This window comes from Ancylobacter sp., assembly GCF_965229075.1.
GTDB lineage: Bacteria > Pseudomonadota > Alphaproteobacteria > Rhizobiales > Xanthobacteraceae > Ancylobacter.
In genome coordinates this window covers 1,102,639-1,119,018 of the sequence record NZ_CBDDIO010000001.1, presented here as the reverse complement: position 1 = coordinate 1,119,018, position 16,380 = coordinate 1,102,639, and the positions used below count along the sequence as shown (strand labels likewise).

15 protein-coding genes are annotated in these 16,380 nt (G+C 69.1%); 8 read left to right on the top strand and 7 right to left on the bottom strand.

Annotated elements, in window-relative coordinates:
* Positions 1-137 precede the first annotated feature (137 nt).
* Complete coding sequence (locus ACO07Z_RS05555; RefSeq protein WP_421697757.1) at positions 138-1,115, bottom strand: quinone oxidoreductase family protein; 978 nt, start codon at positions 1,113-1,115, stop codon at positions 138-140.
* A gap of 43 nt (positions 1,116-1,158) precedes the next feature.
* Entirely contained in the window at positions 1,159-1,890 is a 732-nt protein-coding gene (locus ACO07Z_RS05550) for a CDP-alcohol phosphatidyltransferase family protein (protein ID WP_421697756.1), read from the bottom strand.
* A gap of 172 nt (positions 1,891-2,062) precedes the next feature.
* Here ACO07Z_RS05550 and ACO07Z_RS05545 point away from each other — a divergent pair, with 172 nt between their 5' ends.
* Positions 2,063-3,274 (top strand): UbiH/UbiF family hydroxylase, encoded by a 1,212-nt coding sequence (locus ACO07Z_RS05545; protein WP_421697755.1) that lies wholly within the window; start codon positions 2,063-2,065, stop codon positions 3,272-3,274.
* Positions 3,275-3,305: 31 nt separating this feature from the next.
* Here the strand turns inward: ACO07Z_RS05545 and ACO07Z_RS05540 are convergent, their stop codons facing one another.
* The gene (locus tag ACO07Z_RS05540) at positions 3,306-4,268 is read right to left on the bottom strand and encodes an AEC family transporter (protein WP_421697754.1); all 963 of its coding nucleotides are present in this window, start codon (positions 4,266-4,268) and stop codon (positions 3,306-3,308) included.
* Between the two features lie 170 nt (positions 4,269-4,438).
* Here ACO07Z_RS05540 and hspQ point away from each other — a divergent pair, with 170 nt between their 5' ends.
* Positions 4,439-4,768 carry a heat shock protein HspQ gene (gene hspQ, locus ACO07Z_RS05535; protein ID WP_244376633.1) on the top strand — a complete coding sequence of 110 codons (330 nt, stop codon included), beginning with the start codon at positions 4,439-4,441 and terminating at the stop codon, positions 4,766-4,768.
* An 81-nt stretch (positions 4,769-4,849) separates the two neighbouring features.
* Here the strand turns inward: hspQ and ACO07Z_RS05530 are convergent, their stop codons facing one another.
* Entirely contained in the window at positions 4,850-5,605 is a 756-nt protein-coding gene (locus ACO07Z_RS05530) for an invasion associated locus B family protein (protein WP_421697753.1), read from the bottom strand.
* A gap of 316 nt (positions 5,606-5,921) precedes the next feature.
* On the opposite strand from ACO07Z_RS05530, the gene ACO07Z_RS05525 reads away from it, so the two are divergent.
* Together ACO07Z_RS05525 and ACO07Z_RS05520 are read left to right on the top strand one after the other, a co-directional pair.
* Positions 5,922-7,622: an extracellular solute-binding protein gene (locus ACO07Z_RS05525; RefSeq protein WP_421697889.1), complete on the top strand. Its 1,701-nt coding sequence runs from the start codon at positions 5,922-5,924 to the stop codon at positions 7,620-7,622.
* A 178-nt stretch (positions 7,623-7,800) separates the two neighbouring features.
* Positions 7,801-8,106: a hypothetical protein gene (locus ACO07Z_RS05520; protein WP_421697752.1), complete on the top strand. Its 306-nt coding sequence runs from the start codon at positions 7,801-7,803 to the stop codon at positions 8,104-8,106.
* Positions 8,107-8,275: 169 nt separating this feature from the next.
* Here ACO07Z_RS05520 and mfd read toward each other — a convergent pair whose 3' ends face one another.
* Complete coding sequence (gene mfd / locus ACO07Z_RS05515; RefSeq protein WP_421697751.1) at positions 8,276-11,788, bottom strand: transcription-repair coupling factor; 3,513 nt, start codon at positions 11,786-11,788, stop codon at positions 8,276-8,278.
* On the bottom strand, positions 11,785-12,081 hold the full coding sequence (locus ACO07Z_RS05510; protein ID WP_421697750.1) for a succinate dehydrogenase assembly factor 2: 297 nt from the start codon (positions 12,079-12,081) through the stop codon (positions 11,785-11,787). Before ACO07Z_RS05510 ends, mfd begins: the two co-directional genes overlap by 4 nt.
* 159 nt (positions 12,082-12,240) lie before the next feature.
* Here ACO07Z_RS05510 and recG point away from each other — a divergent pair, with 159 nt between their 5' ends.
* The 3 genes from recG (at position 12,241) to mobA (ending at position 15,387) form a co-directional block, all read left to right on the top strand.
* A complete protein-coding gene (recG, locus tag ACO07Z_RS05505) occupies positions 12,241-14,322 on the top strand; it encodes an ATP-dependent DNA helicase RecG (RefSeq protein WP_421697749.1) in 2,082 nt (693 codons plus the stop codon).
* Between the two features lie 106 nt (positions 14,323-14,428).
* Positions 14,429-14,770 (top strand): YbaN family protein, encoded by a 342-nt coding sequence (locus ACO07Z_RS05500; protein ID WP_421697748.1) that lies wholly within the window; start codon positions 14,429-14,431, stop codon positions 14,768-14,770.
* The gene (mobA, locus tag ACO07Z_RS05495; RefSeq protein ID WP_421697747.1) at positions 14,767-15,387 is read left to right on the top strand and encodes a molybdenum cofactor guanylyltransferase MobA; all 621 of its coding nucleotides are present in this window, start codon (positions 14,767-14,769) and stop codon (positions 15,385-15,387) included. The genes ACO07Z_RS05500 and mobA overlap by 4 nt, the downstream gene beginning before the upstream one ends.
* Here mobA and mobB read toward each other — a convergent pair.
* Positions 15,372-15,908, bottom strand: coding sequence for a molybdopterin-guanine dinucleotide biosynthesis protein B (gene mobB / locus ACO07Z_RS05490; RefSeq protein WP_421697746.1), 537 nt, complete (start codon positions 15,906-15,908; stop codon positions 15,372-15,374). The genes mobA and mobB overlap by 16 nt on opposite strands.
* 144 nt (positions 15,909-16,052) lie before the next feature.
* Between mobB and ACO07Z_RS05485 the strand changes: the two genes are divergently transcribed.
* Positions 16,053-16,352 (top strand): sulfurtransferase TusA family protein, encoded by a 300-nt coding sequence (locus ACO07Z_RS05485; protein ID WP_421697745.1) that lies wholly within the window; start codon positions 16,053-16,055, stop codon positions 16,350-16,352.
* Positions 16,353-16,380: the final 28 nt, after the last annotated feature.

The following is a 16,380-nucleotide window of genomic DNA, read 5'->3' as shown; positions in this document are numbered from 1 at the left end:
AAGTGTCATGCGCAGCACGCTGTAGGGGTTACGAGCCGGCAGCATGGCATGGCGGGCACGCGGGGCAAGCCTAAAGTCTGGTCCGAAAATTTCGAAAACTGGCGCGTTTTGCGTCAGTCTGCCGGATCGAGATACCGTCACGGCAGCAGCACGGTCGATCCGGTGGTGCGCCGCGCCTCCAGGTCCCGATGCGCATCGGCGGCATCGGCGAGCGGGTAGCGCTGATTGACCGGGATCTTCACCACGCCGGACGACACGACCTCGAACAGGTCGGCGACATTGGCGAGCAGGTCTTCGCGCGTGGCGACATGGGTGGCGAGGGTCGGCCGCGTCGCGTAGAGCGAGCCCTTCTGCGACAGCGCCAGCAGGCTGAAATTGGTGATCGCACCGGAGGCATTGCCGAAGCTGGCGAACAGGCCGCGCGGCTTGATGCAGTCGAGCGAGGCCGGGTAGGTCGCCTGCCCCACCCCGTCATAGACGACATCGCACAGCGCGCCTTCGGTGATGTCCTTCACCCGCGCGACGAAATCCTCTTCGGAATAGTTGATGACATAGGCGGCGCCGCATTCCTTGGCGATCTCCGCCTTCGCCGCCGAGCCCACCGTGGCGATGACGGTGGCGCCGAGATGCGTCGCCCACTGGCACAGGATCTGCCCCACGCCGCCCGCGGCCGCATGCACGAGCAGCGTGTCGCCCGCCTTCACCTTGTGCGTCTGCCGCAGCAGATAGCGCGCCGTCATGCCCTTCAGCATCATCGCGGCGGCGGTCTCGTCGGCGATGGAATCGGGCAGCTTCACCAGCGGCGCGGCGGAGATGATGCGCTCGCTGCAATAGGCGCCGAGCGAGGAGCCATAGGCGACGCGGTCGCCCGGCTTGAACCCGCTCACCCCCTCGCCGACCTGCAGCACGATGCCGGCCGCCTCATTGCCGGGGGTGAAGGGCAGCCCGCCCGGCGCCGGGTAGAGGCCGCTGCGGAAATAGGTGTCGATGAAATTGAGCCCGATGGCGGTGTGGCGCAGGCGCACCTCGCCCGGGTCGGGCATGCCGAGCGTCACCTCTTCCAGCCGGAGGACCTCGGGTCCACCGGTTTCATGGATGCGAATCGCCACGACCATCGTGCTCTCCTGACGAGAAGGGAAAGGGGAAGGCCGCCGGGGCTCAGCTCTGCGGGCCGGCCGCGCGCTTGCGCACCGGAATCACCCCGAACAGCGCGAAATAGACCGCGCAGGCGCACAGCCCCACCGTCACCCACACATCCGGCCGCATGTCCTCAAGCACCGCGATCACCGCTAGCACCGCCCACAGCGCCAGCAGCGCGAGGGTGACGAGCCGCAGCCGCACGACGCGGAAAGGATGCACGAACTTGATCGGCAGGAAGGTCAGCACGGCGAGCAGCGCGATGATGCCGGCGATCACGAACGGGTTCAGCGGCACCAGGAAGAAATAGAACACCACCACGTTCCACACCGCCGGAAAGCCCTGGAAATACAGGTCGTCGGTCTTCATCGAGGTGTCGGCGAAATAGAGCGCGCTGGTGAGCAGGATGGTGGCGCTCGCCGCCACCGCCAGCCAGAACGGCATCAGCCCGCCGCTCGCCACCGCGAAGGCCGGCACAAGGCAATAGGTGAGGTAGTCGACCACGAGGTCCAGCGTGTCGCCCGACCAGCGCGGCAGCACCTCGCCCACCTTCGCCCGCCGGGCCATGGTGCCGTCAATGCCGTCGACGAACAGCGCGATGCCGAGCCAGGCGAACATGATCGCCCAATGGCCTTCCACCGCCGCCATCAGCGCCATAAGGCCGCACACCGCCCCGGAGGCGGTGAAGATGTGGACGGCGAAGGCAAGCGTGCGTCGTCCGGCCGGCCCCGCACTGAGCGACTTGGTTGTCATCGCCACCGGCTCTCCTCCCCCGACCGTGCGACCCGTGGGATCGCCGCCTGCCTCTTCAACATCTGACATATAACATGCGCCCGCCGCGATCCGCATTGCCAGACCACGCCGGGCTGCTTATCCCACACTCCAGGTCCGGCTTATAGTCCCGGTGATGCACATGGAGGTTCACATGTCATCCGAACTGCACACAGGACAGCGGGCGGCGGTGGTCGGCGGCGGTGCCAGCGGCCTTATCGCCGCGCTGGCGCTGGCGGCGGGCGGCATCCCTGTCACCCTCATCGCCCCGCCCCGCGCGGTCGATCCGCGCGCCACGGCGCTGATGGACGGCTCGGTAAAGGCGCTGGAAGCGCTCGGCGTGTGGCCGCGCCTGCGCCCGAGCGCCTCGCCGCTGCGGGTCATGCGGCTGGTGGACGATACCGGCCGGCTGATCCGCGCCCCCGAGGTCGAATTCCGCGCCGGCGAGCTGGGGCTCGACGGCTTCGCCTGGAATGTCGAGAACGAGGCGCTGCTCGCCGCGCTCGACGCCGCCGTCGCGGCGACGCCCGGCATCACACGGCGTGAGGCCGCCGTCTCCGCCGTCACCGAGACCCCCACCCATGCGACGCTGGAACTGGACAGCGGCGAACCGGTCGACGCCGCGCTGGTGGCGGCGGCGGATGGGCGCAATTCCCCCTGCCGGCAGGCCGCCGGCATCGAGGTGACCACGCGCGCCTATCCCCAGGTCGCCGTCACCGCCACCCTCGCCCATAGCCGCCCGCATTGCGACATTTCCACCGAATTCCACACCCGCACCGGCCCGTTCACCCTCGTGCCCCTGCCCGGGAATCGCTCCAGCGTCGTCTGCGTCGTTTCGGCGGCGGAGGCGGAAGCGCTGGCGGCGCTCGATGAGGCCGCCTTCGCGCGTGAGATGGAGCGCAAGGCGCATTCGCTGCTCGGGACGATGCGGCTCGATTCGCCCCGCGGCAGTTTCCCGCTCAGCCAGCGCACCGCGACGCATTTCGCCCGTGGCCGCATCGCGCTGATTGGCGAAGCCGCCCACATCATTCCTCCCATCGGCGCGCAGGGGCTCAATCTCGGCGTCCGCGACGCCGCCACCCTCGCCGAGATCGCCAGCGACGCGGTGCGCGCCGGGCGCGACATTGGCGGCGCCGAAGTGACGGAGGCCTATGAGCGCCGCCGCCGCCGCGATGTCGCCGCGCGCGGCTTTGCCATCGATCTGTTCAACCGCTCGCTGCTCACCGATCTTCTCCCCGTCGCCGGCCTGCGCGGGCTCGGCCTCTATATGCTCGGCCGCTCGCCGGGCCTGCGGCGGCTGGTGATGCGCGAGGGGGTGGGGCCGACCAGCGACGTGCCGCGCCTGCTGGCCGGGGCGCCGCTTTAAAGCCGCGCAGATCGGTCAGTCGCCCTCTCGGCTATTGCAGCAGCCCGTGCGGTAGCATGTCGTGCTGCAGGGCATAGAGCATGGCGGTGACGGTCGCCACCGAGACCACCGTGCCGACCAGCACGCCACCGGACGCGCCGGCGACATAGGTGTCGTACTGCTTGGCCATGATGAAGGCGTTCAGCGCCGGCGGCAGGCTCGCCATCAGCACGGCGGTGGCGATCCACACCGGATCGAACCCGCCGACGAGGCTCAGCACCAGCCACACCAGCGCCGGGTGGATGACGAGCTTGATTGCCAGCAGCCACGGCACCTCGCTCTGCATCTTGCCCATGGGCCGCAGCGCCACCGAGACGCCGAGCGTGAACAGCGCGCAGGGCGCGGCGGCGTTGCGCAGGAACTCCATGGTCTTTTCCATCGCGGCGGGCGGATGGAATTCGGCATAGGCCGAGAGCACGCCGAGGAAGGTCGCGACATTGAAGGGGTGCGTGACCACGCGGCGCACCACGAGCAGCAGCGTGTGGCCGAGCCCGCGCCGGTCGCGCCCGCCGATCGCCATCAGCACCGGCACGATGGTGAAGAAGAACAGGCTGTCGAAGACGAAGATCAGCGCCGTCGGCACCGAGGCGGCCGCGCCGAGCGCGCCCAGCGTCAGCCCCGGCCCCATATAGCCGACATTGGAATAGGAGCCGACAATGGCGGCGATGGAGGCTTCCGGCAAATTGCCGCGCCGCAGCCACAGCCCGACCAGCAGCGACAGGGTGAAGCACACCGCCGTCGTCGCCGTGGTGGCGAGGATGAATCGGCCATTGGTCAGTTCGTGGAACGGCGTGCGCGCCACCAGCGAATAGAACAAAGCCGGCAGGGCGACATAGATGATGAAGAAGCTCAGCCAGGCGAGGCCGCTTTCCGGGATGCGCGCCAGCCGGCCGCATCCCAGCCCCAGGAAAATGACGCCGAAGAAGGGAAGCGCGAGCGCGAGGACCTCGTCCATAAGCGCTCGCTACCGGCTCGCCGCGCCCCGGTCAATGGCGACGTGGCGTGCCCGCGCCGGGCGCGGTCAGGCATACGGGTTGCATGAGCGGCGTTGACAGGCGCCGGCCTCGCCCGCTACGGGGGCGCCACTCCTATGGCGGACATTTCAGTATGGCGGACGGGTCCAGGATGAAAGAGCGCAACGCCAAATACCGGATCGGCGAGGTCGTGCGGCACAGGCACTACCCGTTCCGGGGCGTTGTGTTCGACGTGGACCCGGAATTCTCCAACACCGATGAGTGGTGGGAATCGATCCCCGAACATATCCGCCCGACCAAGGACCAGCCCTTCTATCATCTGCTGGCCGAGAACGCGGAGACGGAATACGTCGCCTATGTCTCGGAGCAGAATCTGGAACTCGACACCACGGGCGAACCGCTGCGCCACCCGCAGCTGCCGGAAATGCTGGCGGCCGATGGTGACGGCGGCTGGCGCGTGCGCAGCGAGAGGCTGCAATAGCTCGCGGCTGTTGCCCACCTGCCCCAAACGAAAACGCCCGGCTCATCGCCGGGCGTTTCTGTATCGGGAGGAATGCGGGCCTTACTGGGCCGGCGCGGTCTTCAGCTTTTCGGCGCCGAGCTTTTCGAGACCGGCCTTGGTCTGCTGCTCGCGCTGGTCGGCCTCGGCCTTCAGCTGATCCTGGCGGGCCTTCACCTGCTCCTGGATCTTGTTGATCTGCGCCTCGAACACCTTCGGGTCGGTCTGCGGGCCGTCATAGACCTTGGCGAAATCGCCGAGCCCGATCGGGTAGGAAATCAGCCGGCCGACCGCATTGGCGACCTGCAGCGTCAGGCCCGGGGCCTTCTTCATGCGGTCGATGAAGCCCTGGTCGACCTGGATGTCGCCGCGGCAGAAGCGCTCGTCGCACATCACGAAGGTGCCGAGGATCGGCTGCTCGTTGGCGAGGGCGACGCGGAAGCCATTGCGCAGCAGCAGGCCGGTCGGGAAGGCGACGGTGAACGCCTTCTTCGGGTCGTCCTGCACCTCGAACACGCCGAAGCGGACGAGGAACTGCCCGGTGTCGGTGATGATGGTCTGCTCCATTTCGCAGACCTCCTTGTTGATCGACGGCTCCTGCCGGCAGCGCTTCATCCACGGAATCGGAATCGCCGGGATCTGCTGCGCGCCAGCGGCCTGCTGGCCATTGGCCGGCGCGGCGGGCTGGGCGGCGGGAGCGGCCGGCTGCTTGGCAGCCGGCTTGGCCGGCGCCGTCTGGGCGAGCGCGGCGCCGCTGGCGAAGGCCAGCGCCAGGGCGGCGCCAACCAGGCTGCGCGCGAGAGTGGAGCGGTGGATCATGTCGAGTTCCTGTCGAGCGAACCGGGTAGAGACAACAGCGGACGCCTCGCCGCCATAACGCGATCGTGGGGCTGTCTCAAGCGCAATTGAGGCGACAGAGTGACCCCGGGACATATCGGTGTCCGGTTCATGCTAGATGTGGGGGGCGACTACGCCCCGAATCTCGAACAGGAGCCGATGCGTGAGCGGTATCACCCGGCGGGCCTTTGCGCGCAACGTCTTAATCGCCGGCGGCGCGGCCTTGGGCTACCCCTATGCGGTACCGGCCCGCGCGCAGGAGAGCGCCCCGCCGCCCGGCCCCCGGCACGGACTCGCCATGCATGGCGACCCGCTCTATCCGCCCGGCTTCGCCCATTACCGCTGCGTCAATCCCGACGCCCCCAAGGGCGGGCGGCTGGTGCAGGGCGCGGTCGGCGCCTTCGACAGCCTGAACCCGTTCATTGTGCGCGGCACGGCGCCGCCCTTCGTGCGCTGGAATATCGTCGAAAGCCTGATGGCGCGCAGCCCGGACGAGGCGTTCACCTGCTACGCCCTGCTCGCCCGCAGCGTGGAAACCGACGCCGCCCGCTCCTATGTTGCCTTCGAGATCGACCCGCGCGCCCGCTTTTCCGACGGCACGCCGGTGACGGCCGACGACGTGCTGTTCTCCTACGAATTGCTGCGCGCGAAGGGGCGGCCGAACCACCGCACCTATTACGGCAAGGTGGCGAAGGCCGAGGTCACCGGCCCGCTCGCCATCCGCTTCACCTTCGCTGTGGTCGACCGCGAATTGCCGCTCATCCTCGCGCTGATGCCGGTGCTCGCCCGCCACGCCACCGATCCCGCGACCTTCGAACAGACCAGCTTCAAGGCCCCGCTCGGCAGCGGGCCCTACATCGCCAGCGAGGTGAAGCCGGGCGAGAGCGTGCTGCTCACCCGCGCGCCCGCCTATTGGGGCGCGGAGCTGCCGGTCAATCGCGGCAATTTCAATTTCGACAGCCTGCGCTACGACTTCTACCGCGATGTGAATGCGCAGTTTGAAGCCTTCAAGCGCGGCCTCTACGACATACGCTTCGAAACCGATCCCGGCCGCTGGAAGACCGGCTATGATTTTCCCGCCGTGCGCGACGGCCGCATCGTTACCGAAGAGATCGCCACCGGCACGCCCAAGCCCTATTCGGCGCTGATCTTCAACATGCGCCGCCCGCTGTTCTCCGACTTGCGGGTGCGGCAGGCGATGGTGGCGCTGTTCGATTTCGAATGGGCGAATCAGAACCTCTATTTCGGCCTCTATCGCCGCAATGGCAGCTTCTACGACGATTCCGAACTGTCCTCGCTCGGCCGCCCCGCCGATGCGCGCGAGCGGGCGCTGCTCGCCCCCTATGGCGACGCGGTGCTCCCGGCGGTCATGGACGGCACCTGGCAGGCGCCGCGTTCCGACGGCACGGGCCGCGACCGCACAAGGCTGCGCGAGGCGCTGGACCTGTTCGCCGCCGCGGGCTGGGATTTGAAGGCCGGCACGCTCAGCAACCGCAGCACCGGCCAGCCCTTCGCGCCGGAGCTGCTCGTCGGCTCCAAGGACCAGGAACGGCTGGCGCTTGCCTATCAGAACATGCTGCGCCGCGCCGGGGTCCGGCTCGACATCCGCCTCGTCGACAATGTGCAGTTCGAGGCGCGCAAGCAGACTTACGACTACGACATGGTGCCCTATATCTGGGACCAGTCGCTCTCCCCCGGCAATGAGCAGGCGTTCTATTTCGGCTCCGCCGCCGCCGACACGCCCGGCACGCGCAACTTCATGGGGCTGAAGAGCCCGGCGGCGGACGCGATGATCGAGGCGCTGCTGGCGGCCCAGGGCAAGGAGGATTTCGTCTCTGCCGTGCGCGCGCTCGACCGGGTGCTGATTTCCGCGCAGTTCTCCGTGCCGCTGTTCTACACGCCGGGGCAATGGGTGGCGCGCTGGCGCAAGGTGGAACGGCCGCAGACGCTGGCCCTGCAGGGCACGCTGGCCGAAAGCTGGTGGCAGGCCAAGGGCTAGCGGAACCGGGCAGCGAAAACCGGCCAGACGCCCGCTGTCGCATGGTCAATTCCGCGTCGCCCGGCGCATGAACCGCTGGACAGCCGGGCCGTCACCTGTTCCTTAGGGGCGGAATGCGCGCGGCGGGCCGGCTTGAACCGGTTGACCCGCGAAGGAATGAAGTGCTGGAGCCATGTCCATGCGTTACGCCGTCCTCTCCGCCGCCCTGCTCGTGGCGGGCACCCTGTCCGCCGGGGCGCAGCAGCCGATCGAGGTGCACCCGAACCAGCCGGCGCAGGGCGGGCTGGAGATCACCATTCCGCCGATCAACGACCCGAATTATCTCGATTACGGCCCGCTGCCGGACAAGCCGGGCTCCGACAAGAGCCAGGACTATATGGACCAGGCCGGCGGCAATTATGAAAACCTCAGCGGCCCGGGCTCGGATGTCGATGCCGATGTGATGCCCGACACCGACGGCGCCTATGAAAGCCCGCTGGAATAAGCCGCGCGCCGGGTAACACCGTCATCCCGGCCGCAGCCGCAGGCGGAGAGCCGGGATCGTCGTCCGGAATGCCGCCACGATCCCGGATAGGACCCGCGGTCCTTCCGGGATGACGCGCGCGGCGTGAGCGCGAGGCGGCCGTCACGCCGCCTTCGCCGCGAGGCCGCTCTCAGGCGGCCTTCGCCCCCTGCTCCGCAATCTTCGCCAGCTCTTTCAGAATACCGGCGCTGCCCTTCAGCCGCGCATTGGCGCTCGGCCAGTCCTCCGAGAACACCACCTTGCCGTCCGGGCGCATCTTCGCCACCACATGCGGCTTGCCGACATAGGTGATGAAACCGGCCGGGTTGGGGAAGCGCCCGTCGCGGAAGGTCAGCACCATGCCGCGCGGGCCGGCATCCACCTTTTCCACATTGGCGCGGCGGCACAGCGCCTTGATCGCCACCAGCTTGAGCAACTGCTCCACCTCTTCCGGCAGCGTGCCGAAGCGGTCGACCATTTCCGCGCCCATGGATTCGATCTCGGCGTCGGTCTCCATGTCGGCGAGCCGGCGATAGAGGCTGAGGCGGACATGCAGGTCGGTCACATAGTCCTCGGGGATCAGCACCGGCGTGCCGATGGAGATGGTGGGCGACCACTTGTCCGCCGCCGGCGCGGTGATGCCGGCCTTGAGGTTGGCGATCGCCTCCTCCAGCATCTCCTGATACAGCTCGTAGCCCACTTCCTTGATATGGCCGGACTGCTCGTCGCCGAGCAGATTGCCGGCGCCGCGAATGTCGAGGTCGTGGCTGGCGAGCTGGAAGCCCGCCCCCAGCGTGTCGAGCGATTGCAGAACCTTGAGCCGCCGGTCCGCCTGCGCCGTCACCTGCTTTTCCGCCGGCAGGGTGAAGATGGCATAGGCGCGCGTCTTGGAGCGGCCGACGCGCCCGCGCAGCTGGTAGAGCTGGGCGAGGCCGAACATGTCGGCGCGGTGTATGATCAGCGTGTTGGCGGTGGGAATATCGAGGCCGGATTCGACGATGGTGGTGGAGAGCAGCACGTCGAACTGCCCGTCATAGAAGGCGGACATGATCTCTTCGAGCTGCGTCGCCGCCATCTGGCCATGCGCCACCGCGACCTTCACCTCCGGCACGCTCTTGTCGAGGAAGTCCTTCACCTCGGCGAGGTCCTCGATGCGCGGGCAGACATAGAAGCTCTGCCCGCCGCGGTAGCGCTCGCGCAGCAGCGCCTCGCGCACGATCAAGGGATCGAACGGGGTGACGAAGCTGCGCACCGCCAGCCGGTCCACCGGCGGCGAGGCGATGATGGAGAGTTCGCGCACCCCGGTCATGGCCAGCTGCAGCGTGCGCGGGATGGGCGTCGCGGTGAGGGTCAGCACATGCACCTCGGCGCGCATCTGCTTCAGCCGCTCCTTGTGGCCGACGCCGAAATGCTGCTCCTCGTCGACGATGACGAGGCCGAGATCGCGGAACGAAATCGTCTTGCCCAGCAACGCATGGGTGCCGACCACGATGTCCACCGTGCCGTCGGCCAGCCCCTTCTTGGTGTCGGAAAGCTCCTTGCCCGTCACCAGCCGCGAGGCTTGCCGCACCACGACGGGCAGCCCCTTGAAGCGCTCGGAGAAGGTCTTGAAATGCTGACGGGCGAGCAGCGTGGTCGGCACCACCACCGCCACCTGCTTGCCGTTCAGTGCCACGGCGAAGGCGGCGCGCAGCGCCACCTCGGTCTTGCCGAAGCCGACATCGCCGCACACCAGCCGGTCCATCGGGTGGCCGGAGCCGAGATCGTCGAACACCGCCTCGATGGCGGCTTCCTGGTCCTCGGTCTCCTCATAGGGGAAGCGAGCGCGGAATTCGTCATAGAGGCCCGCCGCCGGCACGAGGCGCGGCGCCTCCTGCGTCTGGCGCTGCGCCGCCACCTTGATCAGCTCGGCCGCCATCTCGCGGATGCGGCTCTTCATCCGCGCCTTGCGCGCCTGCCAGCCGCCACCGCCCAGCCGGTCGAGCTGCGCCTCGGTGTCCTCCGAGCCGTAGCGCGACAGGAGTTCGAGGTTCTCCACCGGCAGGAACAGCTTGGAGCCTTCCGCATAGTGGATTTCGAGGCAGTCGTGCGGCGCGCCCATCGCCTCGATGGTCTTCAGCCCGATGAAGCGGCCGATGCCGTGGTCGACATGCACGACGAGATCGCCGGCGGTGAGCGCGCCGAGTTCCGCAATCACGTCCTGCGGCCGGCGCGCCTTGCGCTTCGGGCGCACCAGCCGGTCGCCGAGAATGTCCTGCTCGCCGATGATGGCGAGGCTGTCGGTCTCGAAGCCACTTTCGATGCCGAGCACGGCCAGCGCGATGGTGCCCTTGGGCAGCGCCTCCGCCGCGTCGCGCGAGCCCACCGTCTGCGTGCCCTTGAGGCCGTGATCGGCGAGCACGGTGGACAGCCGGTCGCGCGAGCCGTCCGACCAGGCGGCGAGGATGGTGCGCTTTTTCTTGGCGAGGTCGCGCAGATAGGCGGCCGCCACCTCGAACAGCGAGGCTTCGGGGTCGGCGCGCTCGGGCGCGAAGGAGCGGGCCGGGCGGCCGTCGAGGTCAATCACGTCCTTCGATTCGGGGAGCGCGTAGGCGGAGAGCGCGACGTTCTTCGCCGCCTCGCGCCGGGCCTTCCATTCCTCGGCGGTCAGATAGAGCGCCTCCGGCGGCAGCGGCTTGTAGGGCGTGCCGCCGCCATGCTCCATGCCGTGGCGGCGGGCGTCGTAATAATCGGCGATCTGGTCGAGGCGGGAGGCGGCGGCCTCGTCGTCCTGCGCTTCCATGACGATGGGCGCGTCGGGGGCGTAGTCGAACAGCGTGTCCAGCCCCTCATGGAACAGCGGCAGCCAGTGCTCCATGCCGGGATAGCGCCGGCCCTCGCTCACCGCCTCATAGAGCATGTCGCCGCGCTGCGCCGCGCCGAAGGCGGCGACATAGGCCATGCGGAAGCGCTTCATCGTCTCGCTGGTGAGCTGCACCTCGCTCATCGGCACCAGATCGAGCGCGCGCATCTGCATGGCAGTGCGCTGGGTCTCGGGGTCGAAGGAGCGGATCGATTCCAGCGTGTCGCCGAAGAAATCCAGCCGCACCGGCGCCGGAAGCCCGGGCGGGAACAGATCGACAATGCCGCCGCGCACCGCATATTCGCCGGTGTCGCGCACGGTGGAGGTGCGCTGGAAGCCGTTGATCTCCGCCCAGCCCACCACCTCGTCGAGCGAGAGCGCGTTGCCCGGCGCGGCGGAGAAGGACTGGGTGGCGATCAGCGCACGGCTCGGCACGCGCTGCAGCGCGGCATTTACCGTGGTGAGCAGGATGGTGCCGGCCTCGCGCCCCTTCACCCGGGCGAGCCGCGCCAGCGTGGTCATGCGGCGGGCGATGATGGCGCTGTTGGGGGAGGCGCGGTCATAGGGCAGGCAGTCCCAGGCCGGGAAGGGCAGCACCTCCACGCCCGGCGCGAAGAAGCCGAGCGCCCGCTCCAGCTCCGCCATGCGCTCGCTGTCGCGGCAGATCACCATCAGCGTCGGCCAGGGCGCTTTGTCCTGCGCCGCCAGCGCGCGGGCGAGATCGGCGACGACGAGGCCCTCCATCCCGCCCGGCACATTGGCGAGCGTGACCGTGCGGCCGGGCGCGAGCTTCGAGGTCAGGGTGGCGAACGCGGTCTTCATATCGGCGGCAGGCCCTCGCCCGACAGATGGAACTGGCGGAAGCGGTGAAAGACGGGGGTGTCGAAATCCGGCGACGGCACGCCGCTGCCGAGCCAGCCGAACAGGTCGGGGTCCTCGACCTCGATCAGCTTCTCGAAATCGGCCACTTCGTCCTCGCTCAATTCGCCGATGCAGGCATCGGCGAAGCGGCCCATCAGCAGGTCCATCTCGCGGGTGCCGCGATGCCAGGAGCGGTAGAGGATGCGGCGGCGGCGGGCATCGAGGCCCGCGCTGGAGCGCGTGGTTCCGGTCATGTCCAGGTCTCGGTTTCGCGGTGACGCCAGCGCGGCCGCGCAAGAGGCGCCGGTTCTAGCGCGGGTGGCGCCCGCTGTCAGGTGGCTTGTCGGCATGGCTGATAGAACGCCCGGGAAGCGATTGCGCGCCGCGCGCCTATCGTCCACCTTCCCGGCATCATGCGGCCCGACCTTCTCAATCCCTATTTCGCCGAAATCACCGGCCTTCCCGGCATCGGCCCGAAGCTGGCCCGGCCCTTCAACCGCTTGCTGGGGCGGGAGGAGGGCGCGCGCGTGCTCGATCTCCTGCTGCACCTGCCCGCCTCCACCATCGACCGCCGCGCCCGCCCGACACTGGCGGAAATCGTGCCCGACACGGTGGTGACGGTGGAAATCCATGTCGACCGCCATGTCCCCACCCCGCGCGGCTCGCGCGCCCCCTACCGTGTCTATGGCCACGACGCCACCGGCGACCTGACGCTGGCCTTCTTCAAGGCCGAGCGCAGCTGGATGGAGCGGCTGCTGCCCGTCGGCGAGACGCGCTGGGTCTCGGGCACCGTCACGCTCTACGACGGCATGGCGCAGATGGTTCACCCCGACCGGGTGGTCGACGCCGCCGGCCTCGCCAAGCTGCCGCCGATCGAGCCGCTCTATCCCCTCGTCGAGGGGCTGGGCCAGGGCCATCTGCGCCGCGCCATCGAAGCCGCGTTCACCCAGGTGTCGGAGCTGCCGGAATGGCGCGCCGACCCGCCCGGCATCGGCTTTCTCGATGCGCTGCGCAAAGTGCACCAGCCGCGCGAGACGCTGGATGCGAGCCCGCAAGGTCCCGCCTGGCAGCGCCTTGCCTATGACGAACTGCTCGCCGGCCAGCTCGCCCTCGCTCTGCTGCGGGCGAGCACGGTGAAGCAGGCCGGGCGGCCGAGCGTTGGCGATGGACGGTTTTCGGCGCGCATTCTCAGGGCCCTGCCCTTCTCGCTCACGGGGTCGCAGACCGAGGCGCTCAAAGCCATCCGCGCCGATCTCGGCTCGCGGGACCGCATGCTGCGCCTGCTGCAGGGCGATGTCGGCTCAGGGAAAACCGTGGTGGCGCTGCTCGCGGCGGCGACCGTCATCGAGGCCGGCCGGCAGGCGGCATTGATGGCGCCGACGGAAATCCTCGCCCGCCAGCACATGAAGACCATCGCCCCGCTGGCGGAAGCGGCGGGGCTTCGCGTTGCCCTGCTCACCGGGCGGGAGAAAGGGCGCGGGCGGGCGGAGCTGCTGGCCCGGCTCGCGGCCGGCGAGATCGACCTCGTCATCGGCACCCATGCGCTGTTTCAGGAGGGGGTGGATTTCCACGACCTCGCGCTCGCCATCGTCGATGAGCAGCACCGCTTCGGCGTGCATCAGCGCCTCGCCCTCGCCGCCAAGGGCGAGGCGGTGGATGTGCTTGTTATGACCGCGACGCCGATCCCGCGCACGCTGGTGCTGACCTATTTCGGCGACATGGATTCCAGCGAATTGCGCGAGAAGCCTGCCGGCCGCCAGCCCATCGACACCCGCGCCATTCCCTCCGACCGCATCGACGAGATCGTCGCCCGGCTCGGCCGCGCGCTGGCGGAAGGACGGCGCGCCTACTGGATCTGCCCGCTGGTGGAAGAGTCGGAAACCTCCGACCTCGCCGCCGCCGAGGCGCGCTTTGCCGATCTCGCGGCGCATTTCGGCGCCCGTGTCGGCCTCGTCCACGGCAAGATGAAGGGGGCGGAGAAAGACGCCGCCATGGCCGCCTTCGCCGCTGGGGAAACGCAGCTTCTCGTCGCCACCACCGTGGTCGAGGTGGGCGTCGATGTGCCCGAGGCCAGCATCATCGTGATCGAACATGCGGAACGTTTCGGCCTCGCGCAGCTTCATCAGCTGCGTGGCCGCGTCGGACGCGGTTCGGAGGCCTCCACCTGCGTGCTGCTCTACCGCCGCCCGCTGGGGGAGATCGCCCGCCAGCGGCTGGAGGCGCTGCGCTCTTCCGAGGACGGGTTCTTCCTCGCCGAGCAGGATCTGAAGCTGCGCGGCGAGGGCGACGTGCTCGGCACGCGGCAGAGCGGCTTTCCCGGCTTCAAGCTGGCGCGGCTTGAGGTGCATGGCGATCTTCTCGTCGCGGCGCGGGCCGAGGCGCTGGAGATCGTCAAGAACGATTCTGATCTTCGGGGCCCACGTGGCGCGGCCCTGCGGCTGTTGCTACATGTGTTTGAGCGCGACGTGGCGGTGAAGCTGCTGAGCGCGGGGTAATGACTAGGGGATGAGGCTCCAACGACTTGGCGATGCGATGATGCACCCCTGCATGACGGAGCCTGAGCGGAAAACCTCTTCCCTTGCGGCACCTGTGCGCTGGGCAATGTTTGCCCTGGCCTGGGTCTGCGTCGGGCTGGGGATCATCGGGCTCGTCACGCCCGTCATGCCCGGCACGGTGTTCCTCATTCTCGCCGCCTGGCTGTTCACCCGTTCCTCCCCGCGTTTCGAGCGCTGGCTGCTCACCCATCCTCGCCTCGGCCCCTCCGTCGTGGCGTGGCGCGCGAATGGCGTGGTGCCGCGCTGGGCGCAGCTGACCGCCACCGCCAGCATGGCCGGCAGCTTCGTGCTGCTGGTCGTCATCGGCCTTTCCGTGCCGGTGCTGGCGATCATCGGCGCCATCTTCGTCGCCTGCTGCGCCTATCTGCTCACCCGGCCCACCGCATGAGCGAGGCGGCCCGACCCGCCGGGCTGATCCTCGCCGGCGGCCTGTCGCGCCGCATGGGCGGTGGCGACAAGGGGCTGAAGCGGCTCGGCGGCGAGACGGTGCTGGCGCGCATCGCCGCCCGGCTGGCGCCGCAGGTCTCCCCGCTGCTGCTCAATGCCAATGGCCCGGCGGCGCGCTTCGGGCTCGACCTGCCTGTGGTGGCGGACACCCTGCCCGGCCATCCCGGTCCGCTGGCCGGCCTGCTCGCCGGGCTTGACCATGCCGCAGGCGCGGTGCCGGGCGCGCGCCACCTGCTCACCGTGCCGAGCGACTGCCCGTTCCTGCCGCGCGATCTCGCCGCCCGTCTGGCCGCCGCCGCCGGGGAAGCGGGAGCGGCCTACGCGACCTCCGGCGGGCGCGCGCATCCCGTGGTCGGGCTGTGGCCGGTGGCGGCCCGCGCGGCGCTGCGCCGCCTGCTGGTGGAGGAGGACGAGCGGCGGATGATGCGCTGGGTGCGTGACGTCGGCGCCGTGCCGGTGGAATGGCCGGCGGCGCCGCTCGACCCGTTCCTCAACCTCAACACGCCCGACGACCTCCTGGTCGCCGAGCGCTTGCTCACGGCCTATCCCGCACTGTGAGCCGCCGGGCGCCAGGCGATGGAATCGACCGGCGCGGCGTGCTGATCGGCGAAATCGGCGATGGCCTCGATATCGTCGAGGTCGATCACCGGGCGCGGGCAGCCCGGCACCGTCCGGTCGGAGGCGAGGCCGAGGATGAACGGGTCATCGGGATAGAGCAACGGCTTGCCGAGTTCCGCGCGATGCACCTCGATCTTGGGATGGTGGTCCTGCTTGAAGCCTTCCACCAGCACGAGATCGACCGGCGACAGGCGCGCGACGAGTTCCGGCAGGTCGGGCTCGGGCGCGCCGCGCAGCTCATGCATCAGCGCCCAGCGATTGGCGGAGGAAATCAGCACCTCGCTCGCGCCCACGCTGCGGTGGGTGTGGGAATCCTTGCCCGGCTTGTCGACATCGAAATTATGGTGCGCGTGCTTCACTGTGGAGACGCGGTGCCCGCGTCCGACCAGAACGGGGATAAGCCGCGCCAGCAGCGTCGTCTTGCCCGCGCCGCTCCACCCCGCGAATCCGATCAGCCGCATGCTCGCCTCCCCGCGCCTTTTCCCAGCACTTCGGCCCTCGCGGCCCCGGCGTCAAGTCGTCCCGGCGGGTGCGGCGATCACGCTTGCGCCGGTTCGGGGCGGAAGCGCTTGCCTCCCGTGCCGTCCCGGCGTAACCCGCGCGCCATGGTTGCGCCCATTGCCGACGAGACCCCGCTGCTTCTCGACCTCAAAGGGTTGAAATGCCCGCTGCCGGCGCTGCACACGCGCCGGGCGCTGGCCCGCGCGCAAGTGGGGGCCGTGATCGTCGTCGAGTGTACCGACCCGATGGCCGCCATCGACATACCCCATCTCGTGCGCCAGGACGGCCATGAGTTGGTGGCGCAGGAGCGGCAGGGCGCGATGCTGAGCTTTCAAATTCGCAAGCGGGAAGCGCCAGCGGCGCGCGAGGGGGATGGTCATTCCGCCGGAGGCACGGCTATCTAGCGGCGCTGGTTCCGCCCCGGGGTTTGCC

Coding starts and splice junctions, on each gene's coding strand:
- ACO07Z_RS05530 (WP_421697753.1), bottom strand. CDS start 5,605: ATGATCCACCGCTCCACTCTCGCGCGCAGCCTGGTTGGCGCCGCCCTG.
- mobB (WP_421697746.1), bottom strand. CDS start 15,908: ATGCGGCTGATCGGATTCGCGGGGTGGAGCGGCGCGGGCAAGACGACG.
- hspQ (WP_244376633.1), top strand. CDS start 4,439: ATGAAAGAGCGCAACGCCAAATACCGGATCGGCGAGGTCGTGCGGCAC.
- recG (WP_421697749.1), top strand. CDS start 12,241: ATGCGGCCCGACCTTCTCAATCCCTATTTCGCCGAAATCACCGGCCTT.
- ACO07Z_RS05525 (WP_421697889.1), top strand. CDS start 5,922: ATGCATGGCGACCCGCTCTATCCGCCCGGCTTCGCCCATTACCGCTGC.
- ACO07Z_RS05540 (WP_421697754.1), bottom strand. CDS start 4,268: ATGGACGAGGTCCTCGCGCTCGCGCTTCCCTTCTTCGGCGTCATTTTC.
- ACO07Z_RS05510 (WP_421697750.1), bottom strand. CDS start 12,081: ATGACCGGAACCACGCGCTCCAGCGCGGGCCTCGATGCCCGCCGCCGC.
- ACO07Z_RS05555 (WP_421697757.1), bottom strand. CDS start 1,115: ATGGTCGTGGCGATTCGCATCCATGAAACCGGTGGACCCGAGGTCCTC.
- ACO07Z_RS05500 (WP_421697748.1), top strand. CDS start 14,429: ATGTTTGCCCTGGCCTGGGTCTGCGTCGGGCTGGGGATCATCGGGCTC.
- mfd (WP_421697751.1), bottom strand. CDS start 11,788: ATGAAGACCGCGTTCGCCACCCTGACCTCGAAGCTCGCGCCCGGCCGC.
- ACO07Z_RS05520 (WP_421697752.1), top strand. CDS start 7,801: ATGCGTTACGCCGTCCTCTCCGCCGCCCTGCTCGTGGCGGGCACCCTG.
- ACO07Z_RS05545 (WP_421697755.1), top strand. CDS start 2,063: ATGTCATCCGAACTGCACACAGGACAGCGGGCGGCGGTGGTCGGCGGC.
- ACO07Z_RS05485 (WP_421697745.1), top strand. CDS start 16,053: ATGGTTGCGCCCATTGCCGACGAGACCCCGCTGCTTCTCGACCTCAAA.
- mobA (WP_421697747.1), top strand. CDS start 14,767: ATGAGCGAGGCGGCCCGACCCGCCGGGCTGATCCTCGCCGGCGGCCTG.
- ACO07Z_RS05550 (WP_421697756.1), bottom strand. CDS start 1,890: ATGACAACCAAGTCGCTCAGTGCGGGGCCGGCCGGACGACGCACGCTT.